Source organism: Vibrio sp. sp1 (assembly GCF_016920955.1).
Classification (GTDB): Bacteria; Pseudomonadota; Gammaproteobacteria; order Enterobacterales; family Vibrionaceae; genus Vibrio; species Vibrio alginolyticus.
On the sequence record NZ_CP060590.1, the window covers coordinates 263,848 to 282,993 of the forward strand.

20 protein-coding genes are annotated in these 19,146 nt (G+C 47.1%); 11 read left to right on the plus strand and 9 right to left on the minus strand.

The features are described 5' to 3' along the window. The first annotated feature begins 118 nt into the window (after positions 1-118). Positions 119-814: a phosphatase PAP2 family protein gene (locus H9L11_RS16710; RefSeq protein WP_205391296.1), complete on the plus strand. Its 696-nt coding sequence runs from the start codon at positions 119-121 to the stop codon at positions 812-814. Between the two features lie 99 nt (positions 815-913). Here H9L11_RS16710 and H9L11_RS16715 read toward each other — a convergent pair whose 3' ends face one another. Both H9L11_RS16715 and H9L11_RS16720 read right to left on the minus strand, forming a co-directional pair. After that, the gene (locus H9L11_RS16715; protein ID WP_167415783.1) at positions 914-3,361 is read right to left on the minus strand and encodes a trimethylamine-N-oxide reductase 2; all 2,448 of its coding nucleotides are present in this window, start codon (positions 3,359-3,361) and stop codon (positions 914-916) included. A 22-nt stretch (positions 3,362-3,383) separates the two neighbouring features. Continuing rightward, complete coding sequence (locus tag H9L11_RS16720; protein ID WP_017634357.1) at positions 3,384-4,478, minus strand: NapC/NirT family cytochrome c; 1,095 nt, start codon at positions 4,476-4,478, stop codon at positions 3,384-3,386. Positions 4,479-4,748: 270 nt separating this feature from the next. Between H9L11_RS16720 and H9L11_RS16725 the strand changes: the two genes are divergently transcribed. The 5 genes from H9L11_RS16725 (at position 4,749) to H9L11_RS16745 (ending at position 7,623) form a co-directional block, all read left to right on the plus strand. Then, the gene (locus tag H9L11_RS16725; protein ID WP_017634358.1) at positions 4,749-5,264 is read left to right on the plus strand and encodes a GNAT family N-acetyltransferase; all 516 of its coding nucleotides are present in this window, start codon (positions 4,749-4,751) and stop codon (positions 5,262-5,264) included. A gap of 9 nt (positions 5,265-5,273) precedes the next feature. Next, on the plus strand, positions 5,274-6,005 hold the full coding sequence (locus tag H9L11_RS16730; RefSeq protein WP_017821007.1) for a glucose 1-dehydrogenase: 732 nt from the start codon (positions 5,274-5,276) through the stop codon (positions 6,003-6,005). A 1-nt stretch (position 6,006) separates the two neighbouring features. Further along, the gene (locus H9L11_RS16735) at positions 6,007-6,477 is read left to right on the plus strand and encodes a GNAT family N-acetyltransferase (RefSeq protein ID WP_205391297.1); all 471 of its coding nucleotides are present in this window, start codon (positions 6,007-6,009) and stop codon (positions 6,475-6,477) included. Between the two features lie 117 nt (positions 6,478-6,594). Next, positions 6,595-7,062: an HAD family hydrolase gene (locus H9L11_RS16740; protein ID WP_017821009.1), complete on the plus strand. Its 468-nt coding sequence runs from the start codon at positions 6,595-6,597 to the stop codon at positions 7,060-7,062. 33 nt (positions 7,063-7,095) lie between these two features. Then, positions 7,096-7,623, plus strand: a complete 528-nt coding sequence (locus H9L11_RS16745; RefSeq protein WP_047102510.1) for a GNAT family N-acetyltransferase — start codon at positions 7,096-7,098, stop codon at positions 7,621-7,623. Between the two features lie 37 nt (positions 7,624-7,660). Here the strand turns inward: H9L11_RS16745 and H9L11_RS16750 are convergent, their stop codons facing one another. From H9L11_RS16750 to H9L11_RS16760, 3 genes are all read right to left on the minus strand, one after another. After that, the gene (locus H9L11_RS16750; RefSeq protein ID WP_031780817.1) at positions 7,661-8,188 is read right to left on the minus strand and encodes a hypothetical protein; all 528 of its coding nucleotides are present in this window, start codon (positions 8,186-8,188) and stop codon (positions 7,661-7,663) included. 216 nt (positions 8,189-8,404) lie between these two features. Beyond that, positions 8,405-8,692: a hypothetical protein gene (locus tag H9L11_RS16755; RefSeq protein WP_205391420.1), complete on the minus strand. Its 288-nt coding sequence runs from the start codon at positions 8,690-8,692 to the stop codon at positions 8,405-8,407. A gap of 66 nt (positions 8,693-8,758) precedes the next feature. Beyond that, the gene (locus tag H9L11_RS16760; RefSeq protein WP_017634359.1) at positions 8,759-9,658 is read right to left on the minus strand and encodes a DMT family transporter; all 900 of its coding nucleotides are present in this window, start codon (positions 9,656-9,658) and stop codon (positions 8,759-8,761) included. A gap of 92 nt (positions 9,659-9,750) precedes the next feature. Here H9L11_RS16760 and H9L11_RS16765 point away from each other — a divergent pair, with 92 nt between their 5' ends. Then, complete coding sequence (locus H9L11_RS16765) at positions 9,751-11,187, plus strand: PLP-dependent aminotransferase family protein (protein WP_205391298.1); 1,437 nt, start codon at positions 9,751-9,753, stop codon at positions 11,185-11,187. Positions 11,188-11,282: 95 nt separating this feature from the next. Here H9L11_RS16765 and H9L11_RS16770 read toward each other — a convergent pair whose 3' ends face one another. From H9L11_RS16770 to H9L11_RS16780, 3 genes are all read right to left on the minus strand, one after another. After that, positions 11,283-12,419 carry a glycerate kinase gene (locus H9L11_RS16770; protein ID WP_042522351.1) on the minus strand — a complete coding sequence of 379 codons (1,137 nt, stop codon included), beginning with the start codon at positions 12,417-12,419 and terminating at the stop codon, positions 11,283-11,285. A gap of 16 nt (positions 12,420-12,435) precedes the next feature. Then, positions 12,436-13,788: a GntP family permease gene (locus H9L11_RS16775; RefSeq protein ID WP_005391886.1), complete on the minus strand. Its 1,353-nt coding sequence runs from the start codon at positions 13,786-13,788 to the stop codon at positions 12,436-12,438. Positions 13,789-13,946: 158 nt separating this feature from the next. Next, positions 13,947-15,089, minus strand: a complete 1,143-nt coding sequence (locus tag H9L11_RS16780; protein WP_081107476.1) for a sugar diacid recognition domain-containing protein — start codon at positions 15,087-15,089, stop codon at positions 13,947-13,949. 234 nt (positions 15,090-15,323) lie between these two features. On the opposite strand from H9L11_RS16780, the gene H9L11_RS16785 reads away from it, so the two are divergent. After that, complete coding sequence (locus tag H9L11_RS16785; protein WP_005374332.1) at positions 15,324-15,497, plus strand: hypothetical protein; 174 nt, start codon at positions 15,324-15,326, stop codon at positions 15,495-15,497. 70 nt (positions 15,498-15,567) lie between these two features. Here the strand turns inward: H9L11_RS16785 and H9L11_RS16790 are convergent, their stop codons facing one another. Then, positions 15,568-15,930, minus strand: a complete 363-nt coding sequence (locus H9L11_RS16790; RefSeq protein ID WP_017634365.1) for a hypothetical protein — start codon at positions 15,928-15,930, stop codon at positions 15,568-15,570. Between the two features lie 276 nt (positions 15,931-16,206). Here H9L11_RS16790 and H9L11_RS16795 point away from each other — a divergent pair, with 276 nt between their 5' ends. The 3 genes from H9L11_RS16795 (at position 16,207) to H9L11_RS16805 (ending at position 19,014) form a co-directional block, all read left to right on the plus strand. Continuing rightward, entirely contained in the window at positions 16,207-18,054 is a 1,848-nt protein-coding gene (locus H9L11_RS16795; protein ID WP_205391299.1) for a M3 family metallopeptidase, read from the plus strand. 69 nt (positions 18,055-18,123) lie between these two features. Continuing rightward, a complete protein-coding gene (locus H9L11_RS16800; protein WP_191116161.1) occupies positions 18,124-18,660 on the plus strand; it encodes a DUF924 family protein in 537 nt (178 codons plus the stop codon). 24 nt (positions 18,661-18,684) lie between these two features. Further along, positions 18,685-19,014, plus strand: a complete 330-nt coding sequence (locus H9L11_RS16805; protein WP_033907198.1) for a DUF4144 domain-containing protein — start codon at positions 18,685-18,687, stop codon at positions 19,012-19,014. Positions 19,015-19,146 lie beyond the last annotated feature (132 nt).

Here is a 19,146-nt window from a genome sequence, read left to right on the forward strand (position 1 = left end):
TGTCACTTTCACGCTCGAATTGACAGAGCGTTGATAAGTTTTTCACGCCAGATAACGTAAGATAAGCCCCTTATTTTCAAGTGGTTGAATAACCCTCAATAAAAACAAAACGCTCTCAATGAAAACCAAAAAATATGGATTGATGATGCTCGCCTTGTTTGTTCTTGGCATCATCCCAATGTCGCTATTTGGCTCTTATCACGATCTCACCTCACAGGTGCCAGAAAGTCTGGGTATTACTTTTACTTTGCTCACTGATTCTGCTGGCAGCAAAGGCTTTTTAATTACCTTAACACTGCTACTGCTTTCTTTATTTCACTTTAAACCAAATCGCACTGAGTGGATGCAAAAACTCTCAATGTTAGGGCTGTTACTTGTGATTGGCTTTGCCAGCAAAACGGGGCTAAAACTGATGACAGAAAGCCCGCGTCCCTACACGGAATTGCTCGCAGCAGAACAATTGATTGAAACACCAGAAACGTTTTATCAGTTGGATACAAAGCAGCAAGCCAACGTAATTAACCAGATTTCTGAACACGTCAGTGATTGGCGAACGCGCCATTGGCAAGGCGAGAAAGACTATTCTTTCCCATCCGGCCATACGATTTTCGTTTCGATTTGTTTGGCTTTCTTTGGTGGTTTGTTCTTACAGAACAAGTGCTATATCTCTGCACTGTCATTGTGGATGTGGGGAATGAGCGTCGCATATAGCCGCTTATGGCTGGGCATGCATCGCCCTGAAGATTTAATAGGCTCGGTCTTGTTTGTCGCGATTGTATTTACTTTACTCCCGACATTTCAGATTAAGAAATAGATGCCGTTTGTTTCTCTCGCTTCGCGCTAATGTGAACGATGACTAGATAAAAAGAAGCCAGCGATTCGCTGGCTTCTTGCTTTCAATCGCTACTTTTTTCTAGCCATTTCTTGGTGGTTCAAACGCTGTTAGTTCTAATTCTGGGCCAGTGTATTTTTCAATACGAACCAGTGCCGAGTTCGCCGCACAGCCGTTTGCAAGTCGAGAGGTCGGAATATCCAACGTTAACACGTTACAACCGCCGTTCTTACAAATGCCGGTTTTAGGATCCAAATCCGGCCAACCGCCTTCATGAATACACACTGAACCTTGCTTGATTCGGTCAGTCACTTCTGCACCAACCAATACTTGGCCACGGTTGTTAAACGCACGAACTAGATCGCCCGTTTTAATACCACGCGCTTTCGCATCTTCAGGGTGAATCCAAATAGGTTCACGGTTTGCAATTGCGTACTCTTCGCGAATCTTCGCGTAGTTGAATTGGCTGTGTAGACGATGCGCTGCGTGCGCGGTCATTAGCTGCAACTCGCCATCTTTCGCAGTACCCGTGTACTCGGTTGGTGCCATCCACGTTGGATGTGGAGGACAGTCTTCCAACTGATAGCCTTCAATGGTTTTCGAGAAGATTTCGATCTTACCACTTGGTGTACCGAGTGGATTCATGATCGGGTCTTCACGGAAATCTGCGTAACGAACAAACTGTGCGTTCTTCTCGTTCCACTTCATCTCGATCAGTTGGTTATCTTCCCAGAACTTGCTGAAGTTCGGCATTGCTACGCGAGAGCCACGGCCACCTTGTTGCGCCGCCTTGTAGAAGCCGTACAGCCATTCCATTTCGGTTTTGCCTTCGGTGTATACGTCACGGCCACCCGGAGCTAGCATCTCTGCCATGTCCGCGAATACATCGAAGTCATTACGCGCTTCACCTTGCGGCTCAACCACTTGCTTCATTGGCACCAAGTGTTGGTTACTGTAGTCACCCGTCATCGTTAAGTCGTTACGCTCGAACGATGTGGTGATTGGCAGAACAATGTCCGCGTGCTTCGCAGCCGCCGTCCAGTAAGGCTCTGAAATCACGATCAGCTCAGGCTTTTGCCACGCTTTGATCAGACGGTTGGTGTCTTGGTGGTGAGTAAAGTTCGCACCACCTGCCCACCAAATCATCTTGATGTCCGGGAACGTCAGTTCATGACCGTTATGATGGTAGGATTGACCTGGGTTTTCCAACGCCTCGACAATACGCGCCACAGGGAAGCTTTGCACCGCGCCAGACACCGCCCAGTCGTTCCCCGCAGAAGAGCCGCCACCCAGCGATGCCGAAATCGCAGGAAGTACGCCAGCATCACGAGCAGGGTTACCACCGTTTGAGTAGTGGTAAGAGAAACCAAAACCACCGCCCGGTAAACCGATTTGACCCAACATCGTTGCCAGTGTAACCAGCATCCAGTGACGCTGCTCACCGTATTGTTGGCGCTGCATGCCCCAACCCGCCATCAGCATGGTGCGGTTTTTACTGAAGATGTCAGCCAGTAGCTCAAGTTGCTTCGCAGGTACGCCACAGATTTGTGATGCCCATTCTGCTGATTTTTCTACGCCGTCTTCTTCGCCCATCAGGTACGCTTCAAACTTGTCGTAACCTGCGGTGTATTTATCGAGGAAGGCTTTATCGTGCTTACCTTGTTTCACTAAGGTGTGTGCGATACCCATCATCATTGCCACGTCGGTCATTGGGTGAGGAGCAATCCACTCCGCATTCTCACCAAAGAACTCGATGGTTTCAGAACGAATAGGGTCAATAGCGATAACCGTCTTGCCTGATTTTTTCAACTGATGGAAGAACTCAAGACCAGCACAGTCTGTTGAGCTCCACGCGATTTTTAGAGTGTTAATTGGGTTTAAGCCCCAAAGCACAACCACATCGCTGTGCTCTAGTACCACTGGGTACGTGGTTTGTTGCTCGTACACTTCGATAGAGCCCACAACGTGCGGCATGATGACCTGCGCAGCACCCGTTGAGTAGTCACCCAAGTGGCCTGAATAGCCACCCGCCATGCTCATGTAACGTTGCAGCAAGGTTTGTGCTTTGTGCAGCACGCCACTTGAACGCCAGCCGTAAGAACCAGCAAACACAGAAGCCGGGCCATATTCTTTACGAATGCGCATGTGCTGCTCGTGTATCAACTTGTAAGCTTCATCCCAAGACACCCGTACAAATTCATCGCTGCCACGAACTCCTTCGGGAGCTGATGGGTTTGCCAAGTAACCTTTGCGAACCATTGGGTACTTGACACGCGCTTTAGTGTGCACTTGGTCAGGACCGGTGCTTTGTAGGCTGTTTGGTACCGTTTGTGGCAATGCGTTCGTGGTTGAAACCAGCTTACCGTCTTGCACTTCACACAGCATTGGGCCCATGCGGCCCGCTGTCAAAATGCCCTTGCCACGCTGGTTTGAAGACGCAACAGACATAGGTGCAAATGAAGTGAATGCCATTGCACCAGCCGCCATACCAGTGCCTTTTAGAAATCCGCGACGGGTCATATTAGTCATAATCTTATCCTTCTATTTATCGTTAGTGACCAACCACATCTTTTGCATGGTGCTGGAAGAACTTGGTTAGAATTTCTAGGTTCTCGGCTGAAATATCAGTTCGATCACCCATACTCTTCGCTACCGGTCCCCATGCATTCACTGTGAAGTGATTTGAAGGAATTTTCGCGTGACAAGTTGCACAGTAAACGTTGTCCAACTCTTCTGCGTATGACCATACTGGTTCAAGCGTGTCAACAACTGGAGAATCAATAGCGCCAGTTAAAGAAACCGCGCGCCATTCGTTGCCGTAAACATCTGCCTCAAATTCACCAGTTTCAAGCGCTTGTTGGCCTTGCTCTGTTAGCGTTGCTACGATGGCACGTTGACCTTCTCCCATGTAAAGCACTTGCTCTGCGCCTTTCATTTGGAATGCGTTCAACTTAACAGTGCGGTTGTCGCCTTCAGAGCTGATTACTTCCAACTTCGTCGTTGGGTTAATTTTACCCATCTCACCCATTGCGATTTCAGTCACAGGGTAAACGACTTTGGCACCAGGTGATGTTTTTGTGGTGAAGCTCATCAACGTTTCAAATGCCTTGCTGTCTAGCTCTGCTTCTGGTGCAAAGTGCGCCACACCTTTATGACAATCGATACACGTTTGATCGTTTGCTTTCGCGTAAGCGTGCATCTTCGCCGCATCACGTGATTGCTCAAACTCTTCCATTGCATCGAAATCATGACACGAACGACACGTCGCTGAATCGTTTTCACGGAACTGAGCCCATACCGTTTCAGCCATATCTTTACGATGTGCTTCGTATTTCTCTGGCGTGTCGATCTTGCCTGTCACAAATTCGTGGTAAATGTCTTTCGACGCACGAATTTTGGTGATCAGGTAATCCATTGGTTCTTGAGGAATATGACAGTCAGAACATTCCGCGCGAATGCCTTTCGCATTACTGAAGTGCACTGAGCCTTGGTACTCTTTGTAAGGGGTTTCCATAGAGTGGCACGAGAGACAAAATTCAGTATCTGAGGTGTAATGCATTACTGCCGCACTCCCCCCCAAAGTTAACCAGCCCACACCAATGCCGGCAGCAACCAGCAGTGCAACATATCGTTTTTTTATTGACATAATTAGCAACACTTCCAAATAAAATGTAATTATAGGTCGCAAATTACTACTTTATGGGTAGCCCTCTTTTGATCCACATCATTTCCGTGTTGCTCTGTATGCCTCAAGTATGAAATTTTGTTATTTGCATCTCAAAGATGAATATATGGCAATAATCCATTACCCAGCCAACTATTCACCACATAAATCACTTTTATGAATGCAACTATTTGATTAAACAGATAAGAGGATGAGAGACTGAATCTCCACATTGATGCAGTAAGGACACGCATGTCAGTTTATATCGAGACGCACAGAAGCCAATTAAGACCCATCAAAGCCAGTGACTGGGAACTCTTTCAACGATTACTCTCCGAACAAGAGGTTATTGCGCTCTGTTTCGATCGTCCCAGCGAAACAGAAATAAGAGAAAAATTTGCTTCGCGATTATTACCATGGACCCCAAATTGCCAGCATTGGCTTTGCCTTGTAATACTCGATAAGCAATCTGAACAACCCATCGGCATCACTGGCTTTGCTATTGAAAACGGTAAGGCAGAGGTAGGTTACTTACTTTTGCCGGAATTTCATGGCCAACAGTTTGGAACAGAAACTCTTCAAGCGCTTCTATACTGGGCAACCTCGACACATAACATCAACCACTTTTCCGCGACGGTCACTGAAGGCAATATTGCGTCAGAACGTGTCCTGATAAAATGTGGTTTCGAACTCATTGAGGTCATTCCAGACGCATACCAAATTGGTGGCAAACCCTACGCCGATAAAATCTACTCACTACAAAAATAAGGACGTATTTTGAATAAAGTAGTCATCATTACCGGCGCAAGCCGAGGCATTGGAGCCGCAGCGGCGAAAAAGCTGGCCGAGCAAGGCTATCGCGTTTGCGTTAATTACCGCACTCAGCAAGAGGCCGCCGACCAAGTTGTGGCAGAAATACAAGCAAACGGTGGCAAAGCGATTGCCATCGCCGCAGACGTAGCCGATGAGAAGCAAGTGCTCTCCTTGTTTGATGAAACAGAACGTGAATTCGGTGCAGTGACGCACTTGGTCAACAACGTTGGCATCCTATTTACTCAATCGCCTTTGTCAGAAATCAGCTTGGAACGCTTTCAGAAAGTAATGAACACCAATGTGAATAGCTGTTTTCTCTGCTGTCGAGAAGCGGCGAGGCGATTCAGTGCAGGCGGTGCAATTGTGAATGTCTCCTCTGGAGCGTCGCGCTCAGGCGCGCCATTTGAGTATGTCGATTACGCCACATCAAAAGGCGCGATGGATACCTTAACTAAAGGGCTCTCGCTAGAGTTGGCAGAGCGCAATATTCGCGTCAATGGCGTTCGACCTGGTTTCATTTACACTGATATGCATGCCGACGGCGGAGAACCAAACCGAGTAGATAGACTCAGCCCTCAAATTCCTCTTAAACGCGGTGGCACGGTAGAAGAAGTGGCAAATGCGATCGCTTGGCTATTAAGTGACGAAGCCTCTTATGTCACAGGATCATTTATCGATATTGCAGGGGGCAGATAGAATGCAAGTCCATATCCGACAAGCGATTCCCGATGATTTAGACGAAATTTTTCAGCTTAATTTTCAAATTAATTCACTGCATTTTGCAAATGCGCCAGAAGCCTTTGTTGCGCCTTCAGAAGCTGACCGCGAATTTCTTGCACAAGCACTAGAGAACAAAGAGCGACTCTTTTTGATTGCCGAACGCGAACAGCAAATTCTCGGCTTCTTAACCGCGATGATCACCCAAAACGACACCGTCAGTTTTCTGATCAAAGACCCAATTTGTCGCGTGGGAACAATTGTTGTCGATGAAGCGCAAAAGCAGCAAGGAATCGGCCGCCAACTGCTCCAAACCTGTGAGCAATGGGCGCGCGACGCCAATGCCACACAAATTCGATTGGAAGTGATGGAATTCAATCAGCCAGCACAGCGCTTTTACGATAATCAAGGTTTTAAAACTAACTCACGCATTATGCTGAAACATTTGTAACGATAACGACAATTAAGCGCTTTCACGACTAAACCCACCTAAATCGTATTTATCGATGCAATTTACCCCCTAATTTTAGAAAAAGACGATATGATGTGCGGATAAGGAGATTCGAACATGATTTATCTTTTCGATTGGGGGAACACCTTGATGGTAGATTTCCCTCACGCACAAGGAAAAATGTGCGATTGGGAACACGTAGAAGCTGTTCCTCAAGCCAGAGAAACACTGGCAATACTTTCCCAAAATCATCCCATCTACATTGCGACCAGTGCATCTGATTCCAACATGGAAGAGGTTCAGCGTGCATTTGTTCGCGTCGACTTAGACCAATACTTAAATGGCTATTTTTGTTTTGCCAACCTCGGTATCGCTAAAAACCTACCTGAGTTTTATCTCGCCATCGCAAAACAGTTAGGGGTTAACGTGAGTGGAATAACCATGGTTGGCGATTTACCTCACAAAGATATTTACCCTGCGATGAAAGCGGGCGTAAACACAATTTGGTTTAACCCAACGGGCGCTGATGCACCAGCCGAAGCCATTCCTAACCAAATTCGTTGTTTATCTGAGCTTATCCCCTAACCGTTACTAACCTGCACTAATCAAGGAAGATGAATGCAAATCAGATCCATCAAGGTGAGCGATATCGCGCGCTTCACCGCGTTGTGGAATCGAGTGTACTCCGAAGGGGAATTTTTGATTTCTCCTGCACCCGATAACGCAACGCTTCGCAGAATCCTGCAACGTGTGGAAAACGAGTCCATCCCTCAGTTTGTCGCGTTTGACCGCCAAAAACTTATCGGTAGTGTTGAAATCTACCCAGCTGAGATGTGCGGTTACGAAAGAGGGCAACGCCTTCGCGTCGGTATTCTTGGTATTCACATCGACAAAAACTACCGAGGCAAAGGATTGGGGCGGAAACTATTGGCAGTCGCGATCGCACGTGGTTGGGAATTTGGTTACGACCAAATCGCACTCTACGTATACACAACCAACACACCAGCGATTGCTTTGTATGAACGGTTTGGATTTGAACATCAGGGGGAACTTGGGGAAGTGACCTTGCCAAATGGTAAAGTCTTGATGAGTCAAAAAATGATATTGTATAAAGCGCAAAGCCGTTCGAAAAGCCCAGATTTGTAGACTCACGATAACCGTTGTTCGCAACACTTATTCGGGGTTAACACCCTTGCGTCACATGCCCTCGAACAATTGAATCGTTAGAGGCTTGATTCACGTAGTAGAAATAGCATGCCTCTTCTGCCAGTGTGTAACCTTGCGGCCAAATGTACACCACGCGATCAACTCCCGATTTATCTAAGAACTGATAATCAGGAATCGCGACAAAATGAGCACTGTTTGGGTGCTGCTGACCGATGATGCAAAAATCACTGCCTTTGCACGGCACGTCAATTTTCGAATAACCTCTGGCTGGTAGATCGATTTCTAACAAAGCTCGAATACTATCGGCACTCGCTTCTGGCATGCCTTTGCGTGTTTTGACATGTCGGTCAATGTAGTGAACGTGCTCTTGGCCGTAAGCGTTATCAATCACTGATTGAGCATGAAAGAACTTGAGAGCCGTACCCAAAGAAGACTGAGAACTGTGCAGCATCGCAGCGTATGCTTGGCGATGAATATCGAGTAGTACTGGTAAAGCAGCTAATGCGATGAAAGCCAAAGTGGTAAGCACTATGGTGATTTCCATCAGCGTAAATCCCTTTGATTTCACGTTTCTTATCTCAACTAGCCCAAGACAATAGCCCCACATCCATGTGAGACCGAGCCAATATATCGCCAATTTCTTACGATTAAAGGCTTAAGGGGTAAGAAGAGACAAACACCACGCAAACTTGAGAACAGCAGCCAAAGAGCAGTGTAACAAAACGACGCTATGTGTCAGATATTAGACGGTTTTTACTCTCTAGTTACTGAGTAAAGGCACATTATTTCGCACCAGACCACGACGAACATTCGTGCACATTTTGCCAAAACGACGAATCTCATCGAACTGCGGAAAAATGCCGCGCTCCATGGCTGACTCCCAATAAGTGACTTCTGAATCGACCATTTCCAACAATTTCTTCGGACAGCCAATGCACTGCCCTTCTGGTCCACATACAAACGTTTCTGGTTCATAAATTGGTAGTTCCGCTTTTACTTGCTCGATGATGCTACGCATGGCGGTCATTCGATCTGGCTTTACCTTCATCATTCTGCTCCACGGATTAAGATGAAGCAGATTGTACCCACTGATACGCAAATGTCCCTAGCCAATTTAGGTATATTCTGTTTGAATCGATTTCTTTATCGTCAGATCCGGCTTTTTAACCACCAAATACACCGCCGTAGCTGCCAGTACGAAACCAGAAATCCCCATCCAATCAAATGACTCTCCAAACGCGAGCCAAGCCTGAATCGCCGTCGTTGGCGGCACTAGGTAGAATACAGAAGCTACGCTCGATGCAGCACCGTTCTTAACCATGTACAGCAGCAGTAGAATAGCTACACAAGAGAGCACGACGACCAACCACAACACAGTCAAAATAAACTCCAGTTCCCACTGCACTTGCATGGTTTCAAACTGCATCGCAACGGGCAGAAACATGACGAGCGCGGCCAAATATTGCACCGTCGCACCACCCACCATATCCACTTGTTGGCAATGTTTTTTCTGATACAGCGTCCCTAGCGTGATACCAACCAAAGCCAACAAACACAAACCAATGGCCAACACTTTATGCTGCTCGGATTGCCACTCCATTTTGCCCATCAACACCATAGCGATACCGACAAAACCAAGAGCCAAACCCAACCATTGCGAGGGTTTAAATTCCTCACGAACAAACGCCACCAGTAAAGCCGCGGTTAAAATCGGTTGAATACCCACCAGCAACGAACTCAACCCAGCAGGCATACCCAAGGCGATAGCGAAATAAGTACCGCCCAGATAGAAACCGTGGATCAACGCACCAACTACACAGCTGTGCCAAAAATCTTTTCCTGTCGGCAACCTTCTACGCAATACCGCCACAAGAACCAGAAACAATAAGACATTGAATGCCATACGGATAGAAAGTAGTGTCGCTGGCTCGGCATATTGCAAACCAAAACGCGCACCAACGAATCCAGAAGCCCAAAGGATGACAAATACAAAAGGGATGGCTCGGATTAACATGATCGCCTCACTCACGCTTGTTTTATGTTTTGAGATACTGCTAATGTAATTAGGTACAGTGTTTTCAAAAAGTGACAGATGGAAGTGTTTTTATGGGTACAGATTTATTGGGAAGCGGTGAAGGGAATAAGTACCTCGTGGTGGAAAAACACCTCAAACAAGCCATCAATGGTGGCGTTTATCAGGCGGATGATCGACTGCCCTCCATTCGCTTGTTGAGCCAAGAATTAAACGTCAGTAAAAATACCGTGATTCGTGCGTATCAAGAGCTGGAAGCACAAAACTTGGTTTACTCGGTACCCAAATCGGGTTATCGAGTTAAAGTCGCCTTGCCGACCTCTCGCTCAATTCCGGATCCGACTCGCGTGGATTTGCTCTCGATCTGCAAAGAAATCCTTACTTATCCTGAATACCAAGAGCGTTTGCCTACCGGTTCTGCCCACCCAAACATTGACTCCCCCGCGATCAAAAGCTTGTACGCCGAGATCGGCCGCCACAGTCGCCAGCAAACGCATGTACCGAGCCATTACCAATTACCACCCGGTGATCACCTCTTAATCAAACAACTAGCGAAAATCACGCAAGATTTGGGCACACCAGCCAAGTTGGATGAGATCATGGTAACGCACGGCGCTCAACAAGCAATAAGCCTAGCGCTGCGCGCAACGACACAAAAAGGCGATATCGTCGCGGTGGAGTCTCCTTGTTATTTTGGTAACTTATTGATGCTCGAATCACTCGGCCTCAAAGTGGTGGAAATCCCGAGTTGCCCACGAGACGGTATGTGCCCCGAAGCCTTAGCAAAAGCGATGTCGACATGGGACATAAAAGCGATCATCGTAACGCCAAACTTCACCAATCCTACTGGTGCCATGATGCCGTTAGAAAAGCGCCAGCAATTGCTATTGGCGTCCGGCAATGTTCCTATTATCGAAGACGATGTGTTTGGCGGGTTAAGCTATGACAAGCCGTTGCCAAGCTTGAGATTGCTCGATGACAAGCAACGCGTAATTTACGTAAATTCGTTATCCAAAACGCTCGATTCGCGTTTGAGAATTGGTTGGATGTTGGCGGGGCGATATCGAGATCAAATTGAGCAATATCTACTGTGTGAAAACATGGGCAGTTTGAACCTAATGCAATCCGCCGTGGCAACGTTTCTAACGTCAGGCAAGTATCGAACGCATACTGCGCGAATGGGTCGGGTTTATCAAAACAACATGCGACGATTTATCCAGATGCTTCATCAATACTTGGATGAATACGAACCTCTAAAAAATCGATACCAGATCAACGCCGTACAAGGCTCGTTCTTACTTTGGTTGCGACTGCCCGAAGACACGGACAGCTATGCGTTGTATCAAGCATGCAATAAGCACAGAATCAGCCTACTTCCCGGCACCGTATTTGGCACTCAAGGGCAATATCGGCATTGCGTACGCCTCAGCGTGGCAAACTTTGGTCATGAAACCGATTGGAGTCAAGCGATGCAAACACTGGCAAAATTGATAGCAAAGCATGCCTGTTAACTCGCTCTTGCTAAATGAACTTATGCCTACACACGCAAACACGTAACAACAAAAAACTCCACGCAAAGGTGGAGTTTTTCGTATCGTCATCGCCTTCAGTGCGACTTAATTTGCCACATTCTCGCGACGTTTTCGGCTAAGTTAGCAACGTTGACGTCGGCCTCTTTCATGGCCTCAGGTAAGCTCATCGCCCTTGGTACACAAGCAAACACCGCATCAATGCCGCACTCATAAACCGCCTGATAGTTGTCGCCCACACAGCCTGCTAATGCAATGACTGGTAAATTACACTGCTTGGCGACCTGAGCAACGCCCATCGGCGTTTTGCCATGTGCGGTTTGATGATCGATTCGACCCTCGCCTGTAAATACGATATCCGCATCCGCAACATGCTGAGCAAGTTTGACCGTTTCAAGCACAATCTCAATTCCCGGTTGCAAACGTGCTGGCGTGTACCCGAGCAAGGCCGCGCCCATACCACCAGCAGCACCCGCCCCTTCACGAGTCAGTACATGCTTACCCGTCGCTTGTTCCGTCAACTCGCCAAACTTGCGCAATGCGTTATCGAGCAGAGTAACGTCTGATACGGTCGCTCCCTTTTGCGGGCCAAAGATAGCCGACGCGCCTTTGTCACCACAGAGTGGGTTATCAACATCGCACGCTACCAACACTTCGCAAGTTGCTAAGCGAGGATCAAGACCAGAAATATCGATGGACGCAAGCGCCGCTAACCCGCCTCCATTTGGGGTAATTGCATGACCAGATTCATCAAGAAACGCCACCCCCAACGCGGTCAACATGCCCACGCCACCATCATTGGTAGCGCTGCCGCCCAAACCAATGATTAAGCGTTGAATGCCTCTGTCTAGCGCGTGTTTGATCAGCTGTCCGGTACCAATGCTACTGGTCAGTTTTGGGTCGCGAGCGTCACTCGGCACAAGGTGCAGCCCACTGGCCTCCGCCATTTCAATAACTGCGGTTTCGCCGTCGCCGAGGATGCCATAAAACGCTTCAACATCATTCCCTAATGGCGCGGTCACTGTTGTGAAGACTTGTTCGCCTTGAGTTGCATCTATCAAAGATTGAACCGTGCCTTCGCCACCGTCTGCGACCGGAACCGTAACAAACTCAGCATCATGCCATACGCGAGCAAGACCCGTTTTGATCGCCTCGCTCACTTGTTTGGCAGTTAAGCTTTCTTTAAATGAATCAGGTGCAATTACCACTTTCATACGTACTTCCAGAGACTTATAAGAGAACGAGGCTCAAAATGTACACCAATGCCATTGCCGTGACACCTTGAACGAGCGTAGCCATGGTTTGCGCGCGGTACGCTAAGCCCACCGACATGCGGCTAAACTGCGAAACTACCCAGAAGAAACTGTCGTTTGCATGAGAAACCGTCATCGCACCTGCACCGATCGCCATCACCGTTAATACGCGGCCCATTTCTGAATCGAGCCCCAATTGCGTAAGCATAGGCGCAACCAAAGCCGATGTGGTCACCAATGCAACCGTTGATGATCCTTGCGCCGACTTTAGCGCAGCCGCAACGATAAATGGCATGAAAATACCCACGCCCAGCGCCGATAGCGTCGTACCCAAGTATTCACCTAGCGGCGTGGCTTTTAATACCGCGCCAAATGCGCCACCCGCACCGGTAATCAAAAGAATAGGCGCAGCAGCCGTAATACCTTGGCTGATTCGCTCGCCAAATTCTTCAATCTTGTTGTCTGATTTGAGTAGGCGAACAGAAAGGAACAGGCCAATCACTAATGCCGTTAGTGGCTGTCCTAAGAAAGTCAGAACATCAAACACAAAACCTTCGCCCAGCGGTAGGCTTGGGAATTTCGCGATAGAGCCAAAACAGATCAATAAGATAGGAACAAAAATAGGAGCGAATGCTTGGCTCGCCGTTGGCAATTTGCCGTAAGACGCTTTGAGTGCTTGCCAGTCTTGCTGAATTTCTTCTACGGCTTCAATGCCATCTGGTTCAACATGTTGGAATCGGTTCGCCCACAACATACCCGCTAACGCCGCAACCGCTGCAACAAACACACCCACACCAATCACTAAACCAAGGTTAGATTCCAGGCCTAAGTTACCCGCAGCGGCAATCGGGCCAGGAGTTGGCGGCACAAACGTGTGCGTTGCGTATAGGCCAGTTGCCAACGCCACACTCATCGCAACGCTTGAGGTTTTTAAACGCTTAGCGAGTGATTCTTTGAGCGAGTTCAGAATGACAAAGCCTGAATCACAAAATACTGGAACAGAAACGATGTAACCGATGATGCTCATGGTCAATGTTGGGAAACGCTCACCCAACACTTTGATGACCGTATCGGCCATGGTGATCGCCGCACCACTTTTTTCCAAAATAACACCAATGATGGTACCTAAAACGATAACCAAACCAATGTAACCAAGGATGCCGCCAAAGCCAGAAGCAATGGTTTTGGCAATGCTATCTGCCGGTAAGCCGTAAGCAAATGCCGCAAGGAACGCCGCGATGATCAGCGCTAAAAAGGGATGTAATTTGAATTTGGTGGTCGTGAGCACAATAAATGCGATCACCCCAAGCAGGATTAATATAAGGTTCATGATAACTCCATTTATTCTTATTTTGCTGAGCGAGTCCGTGTTGGCTCACTCAACATGTAGGGACGCATGAATTATTAATCGTTTGCTTTCGAATTCCTTTAGGCGGAGTGACAAATGATGTGGTCAAAAAATAACGCGTATTGTGCAAATGCACAATGTCACGCCATTTTTGAGAGCCGAGTCGCAATATAAAGCTCCGCTAACCCCACAAAATTGGTGGTTGGTAGCCCCGTTATCTCGGTGATTTTTTCTAACCGATAACGCAGAGTGTTCCGGTGAATAAACAGCATTTTAGAGCATTCCGTCACATTGCCATTGCATTCAAACAACGCATCTAGGGTTTTCAATAATTGCCCGGATTTGTCTTTCTCTTTCAACCGTTTCACGCCATCAATAATTTGTTCACCTTGCCAAATATCCGCCAACGGCGCTAACAAAACAGGCAAACGAAGTTCATCGAACAGGTACTTACGTTTCTCTGGGTAGAACTGCTTGCCAATGGCTAATACCTGCTTCGCGCTTTGGTATGACAACGCGACATCTTTAGGCTCATTAAACAGCTGCCCTAGCGCAATGTGAAACGTATGCGAATCGTGATCGCTTAAACGCGACATCAACTTATCAATGCGTTCACTTTCGATTTGGCTATCCCACTGCTTGGCGGAATGACACGGTTTCAGCACCACAATTTCATTCACTGAGACAATCGCAACTAGGTTGTTACGCTCTGGGTATTCAAGCAGCTCAACAATATTGCGCACACTCTTCATGCTTTTCGAGGCGGACGGCGTCGAGACTTCAATCACCGTTGCCACCCGTGATTGAGTAACATCGATAGAAAGACGCATCGCCCAATCTTTCAGCTCTTCATCGGTCAATTTGCCATTGATCCAAGCCAGAATAAACTCTTCACGATGACGTCTGTCCCACTGAAATTTTTCCACCAGCGCAGCTTGCTCGATTGTCAGTTCAGCGGTCATTTTAACCAGTTTTGCAAAATCTCGGATTTTCTCCGGCTCGCCTGTGACGCCAACAATACCGACCACGTCGCCATGTAATTTCAACAACATATTGATACCGGGTTTGACACCCTGCAACGTCAAACATTGCTGCTCATTAAGCTCTAGCGAATCGCCATGATTCAGCGCCAGTACCGCGCCATCATGCACTTGCCCAACACGTTTAGGGTCGCCACTGCCAATGATGATGCCTGCCGAGTTCATCACATTCACATTGTGACCAATGATGGACATGGTTCGATCAACAATTTGTTGTGCTAAAGCGTGGTCGAGAATCACCATTTCGAGTTTCCAAATTGACCGTTTAATCACTCAATAAATCACAAATGGCAAACTATCGCGATGCTGCGGTTCTAAATAACGGAAGCAGCTCAAAGCATTATCCAATTAACCACATTTAAAAAGTGGATTAAACCTTCATTTTTAGCAGAGGGTTATATACTTAGAACAAAGGTTAGCAATGCATTCTTCACTGTGCATTGATGCCACTCGTCTACCTACAGAGGAGAGATCAACATGGAGTTACGGAATAAATCGGGGGAAGTTGCAAATATTGCTGATAACCTCACTTTGAAGGAAATCACAGAAATGGGCTACACCGTAGATTTATGCGATGAAGCATTTGCTCCTGGAGAGCATTGGAAAGCGGAAGGTAAAACGCAAGGTATGGGCGAGTATCCAGAGGAGTAAACGTCCTGACGAACCGGCGTACAAAAGCGTTCCACAAACAGAAAAACCGAGCGACTTAACGCTCGGTTTTTTACTTTTGAACTTCTTGAATAAACAAGCTCATCTCTTCAAGATAATTGCCGTTTGAGCATCCCCAGTCGGTGACCTCAATCAACTCAGTAACTAACTGTCCAGACTCATCATCTTGCACTCTCTGCACAAACGCTTCAAAACGTTCCAGTTGTGCCTGACTCTTAACGCCATGCACGGCATATTCTACAAGCAAGCCGTTGTACGTCTGCCAGCGCTGATCGCCCGCAACATCATTGCTTAAAATCACAGAGCACTTTTGTTGAATGCTTTCAACCGCATCATTTCTTGGTGGCGCGACTGTGGAACATCCAACTAAAATCGTACCTACCGCCAATAACGTAACTTTTGTCTTATTTATCATATCGTTTCCAACTGTATCGCCACGATATGGAAATCTTATTACACCTGATAAGGATCATCGATAGCGCACTGCAGATTAATTACTTAATAAACTGTAAACTCCATACCAGTCTTAACACTGCAAGCTCATAACTCCTATTAACTCACCCAAATGTAAACAAATAGTAAAATCACCTTTACGCGATGCAAAATCGACAAATGAGATTAGCGTTCCTTTCTCGCGACCAAGCGTGCAATAATCAACTGTCTACATAACGAAACCATTTGAAGGATCAAAATGACCGCAACGGATTATCTCAACGACCTCAATAAACGTTACCTTGCGATTCACCGCACCAAAGAAGATTTCTTTTGGGAAACTTACATGGGGATCAGCGATGACCATGATGGCTCGACGCAAGCACAAACGGCATGGACAAGCTTTTTAAGCAACGCCGAGCAAATTACTGACATCAAACAACAGCTTGAAGCCGCGGACTCAATTACCGACCCACAAGAGAAACAACAAACCATTACGGGTCTATCTGGTTGGCTGGCGATGTTTGAATCTCACGCTATCGAGGGCGAAAAAGCACAAGCGTTGAAAAATCAGCTCATTGCCTTTGAAGCTGAGCTCTTCAAGAAAAAACAGAACCACGTACAAACATTTACCGATGAGAACGGCGAGCAAGTAGAAGGTTCACTTCCAGTATTAAGCTCAACCATTCGCACCAGCAATCATGAAGAAGTTCGCCAATCGGCTCATCAAGCGTTGCTGAACCTTGAACAATGGCTACTGCAAAACGGCTTTATTGAACTGATCAAACTGCGCAACCAGTTCGCTCGCTCACTGGGTTATGCGACTTTCTTTGATTACTCCGTGCAAAAAACGGAAAAGATGAGCACTGAGCAGCTATTCGAGATTTTGGAAGATTTCGAACAACGCACGCGAGATGCACACCTAAACAGCTTAGAAAACTTGGCGAAAGAGAAAGGCGCAAGCGCACTAGCAGGCTACAACTTTGTTTACTCATTCGCGGGTGACGTTATGCGTGACCTTGACCCATACGTGCCGTTCTCAAAATCTCTGAGACGCTGGGTAGAATCATTTGGTCGCCTAAATATTGATTACTCTGGCGCGACGCTAACGCTGGATTTACTAGATCGCAAAGGTAAGTACCCGAATGGGTTCTGCCACGGCCCTATCCCTTCTTTCTATAATCAAGGCGAATGGGTCGCAGCGCAGGTGAACTTCACCAGTAATGCCAAACCAGACCAAGTGGGAAGCGGCTACGATGGCATTAACACGCTGTTCCACGAAGGCGGCCACGCAGCACACTTTGCGAACGTAAAAATGAACGCGCCTTGTTTCTCGCAGGAGTTTTCGCCGACGTCAATGGCTTATGCAGAAACTCAGTCGATGTTCTGTGATAGCCTGTTAACCGATGCCGATTGGCTAAAACAGTACGCACTGGATGATGAAGGGAATTCTGTTCCTGATGAGATTATTCAAGCAATGATCAACAGCCGTCAGCCATTCAAAGCTTATGAAGAACGTAGCATCTTGGTTGTACCATATTTTGAGCGCGCGTTGTATCAATTGAGCGATGACGAGTTAACGCCAGAGCGCATCACTAAGCTCGCTCGCGATTGTGAAAAGCAGATCCTTGGTTTGGAATGCAGCCCTCGCCCACTGATGGCGATTCCACATTTGCTATCCGACGAAGCAGCTTGTGCGTATCAAGGTTATCTACTCGCGCACATGGCGGTGTATCAGACCCGTGCATACTTCCTTGAGAAGTTTGGTTACCTGACGGATAACCCAGAAATTGGCCCACTGCTGGCAAAACACTACTGGCACGCAGGTAATCACTTGTCGCACAACGAAACCATTGTCAGCCTGACTGGCGAAGGCTTCAATGCCAAATACCTTGCAGACGTGTGTAACCTGTCGCCAGAACAGGCATGGGAAGTGCAGCAGAAGAAAATCGACTCACTTGCGACGCGAGAGCGAGCATCAGTCGCTTCACTGAACGCCGCGATTAAAGTCGTCGACGGCAGTAAAGAGCTGGCAAGCAACGCCATCTCTGACGAACAAATGTGTGACGATTTTGAACGTTACATCGTAGAGACTTACGGTCGATAACACGCAGAAAGCCAGGAGCTCGCCTTCTGGCTTTTTATTCTTTAGCTAATGCAATAGGAAGGAAGATCCATGTACCAAGAAGTCATCAAATTTTGGTTCGAGGAGCTATCGCCCCAAAATTGGTTTGAAAACAACCCAGAACTGGACAAGCGTATTGCATCGCGATTTGCCTCGGTATTAGAACAAGCCGCTCGTTGTGAACTGTTTAATTGGCGTAACAGCGCACAAGGACGATTGGCCGAAATCATCGTCCTCGACCAGTTTTCACGTAATGTGTATCGCAACACCCCAAAAGCGTTTGCACAAGACCCACTCGCATTAGCATTGGCTCAAGAGGCAATTCGGTTAGGTCACGACAAAGAATTAGCGCCTGAGCAGCTAAGTTTTTTGTACATGCCATTTATGCATAGCGAATCTCGCCTCATTCATGTCGAAGCTGAAAAATTGTTTCGCGCATCAGGGCTTGAAAATAACTACGATTTTGAGCTAAAACACAAAGCCATCATCGACCAGTTTGGGCGCTATCCTCATCGCAATGCGATACTGGGAAGAAAGAGCACTCCCGAAGAGTTAGCGTTTTTGCAACAACCTGGGTCAAGTTTCTAAATAACAATGAATAATGAGTTAACCATGAGAGACCACGCAGTATGCTGGCCATGCTTGCTAAAACTAGACGGCGACGATGAGCTGATCTACACGCATTCCCAGTCCGACTTAGACTCTGAATGCGAAGCCCTCATTTTTGGGCAAGATGATTACGTTATTGACTCAAATGGCAACACGTTCGAATTGAAAAACAATGGTTCGAACACCACTCTTTTACACCCAAAAGAACGAACGCTGTCCGTAGAAGAGGTTACGTCATTAATCCAATCGCATGAATTCAGCCTCGCGCAACGGTGCATTATCAAGATTCATTTCACCTCGGTGAGGCAAGCTGTTGAGGCCTTAGCTCACTAAATCAATCCCAATACGCACATCATTAAATAAAATTATCATTTTTATAATTTATGATAATTTCATGTAATCAATATCACGCCATATACTCTCCCACATCGAAACAAGACAACGTTCAAACACACATGTTGGGAG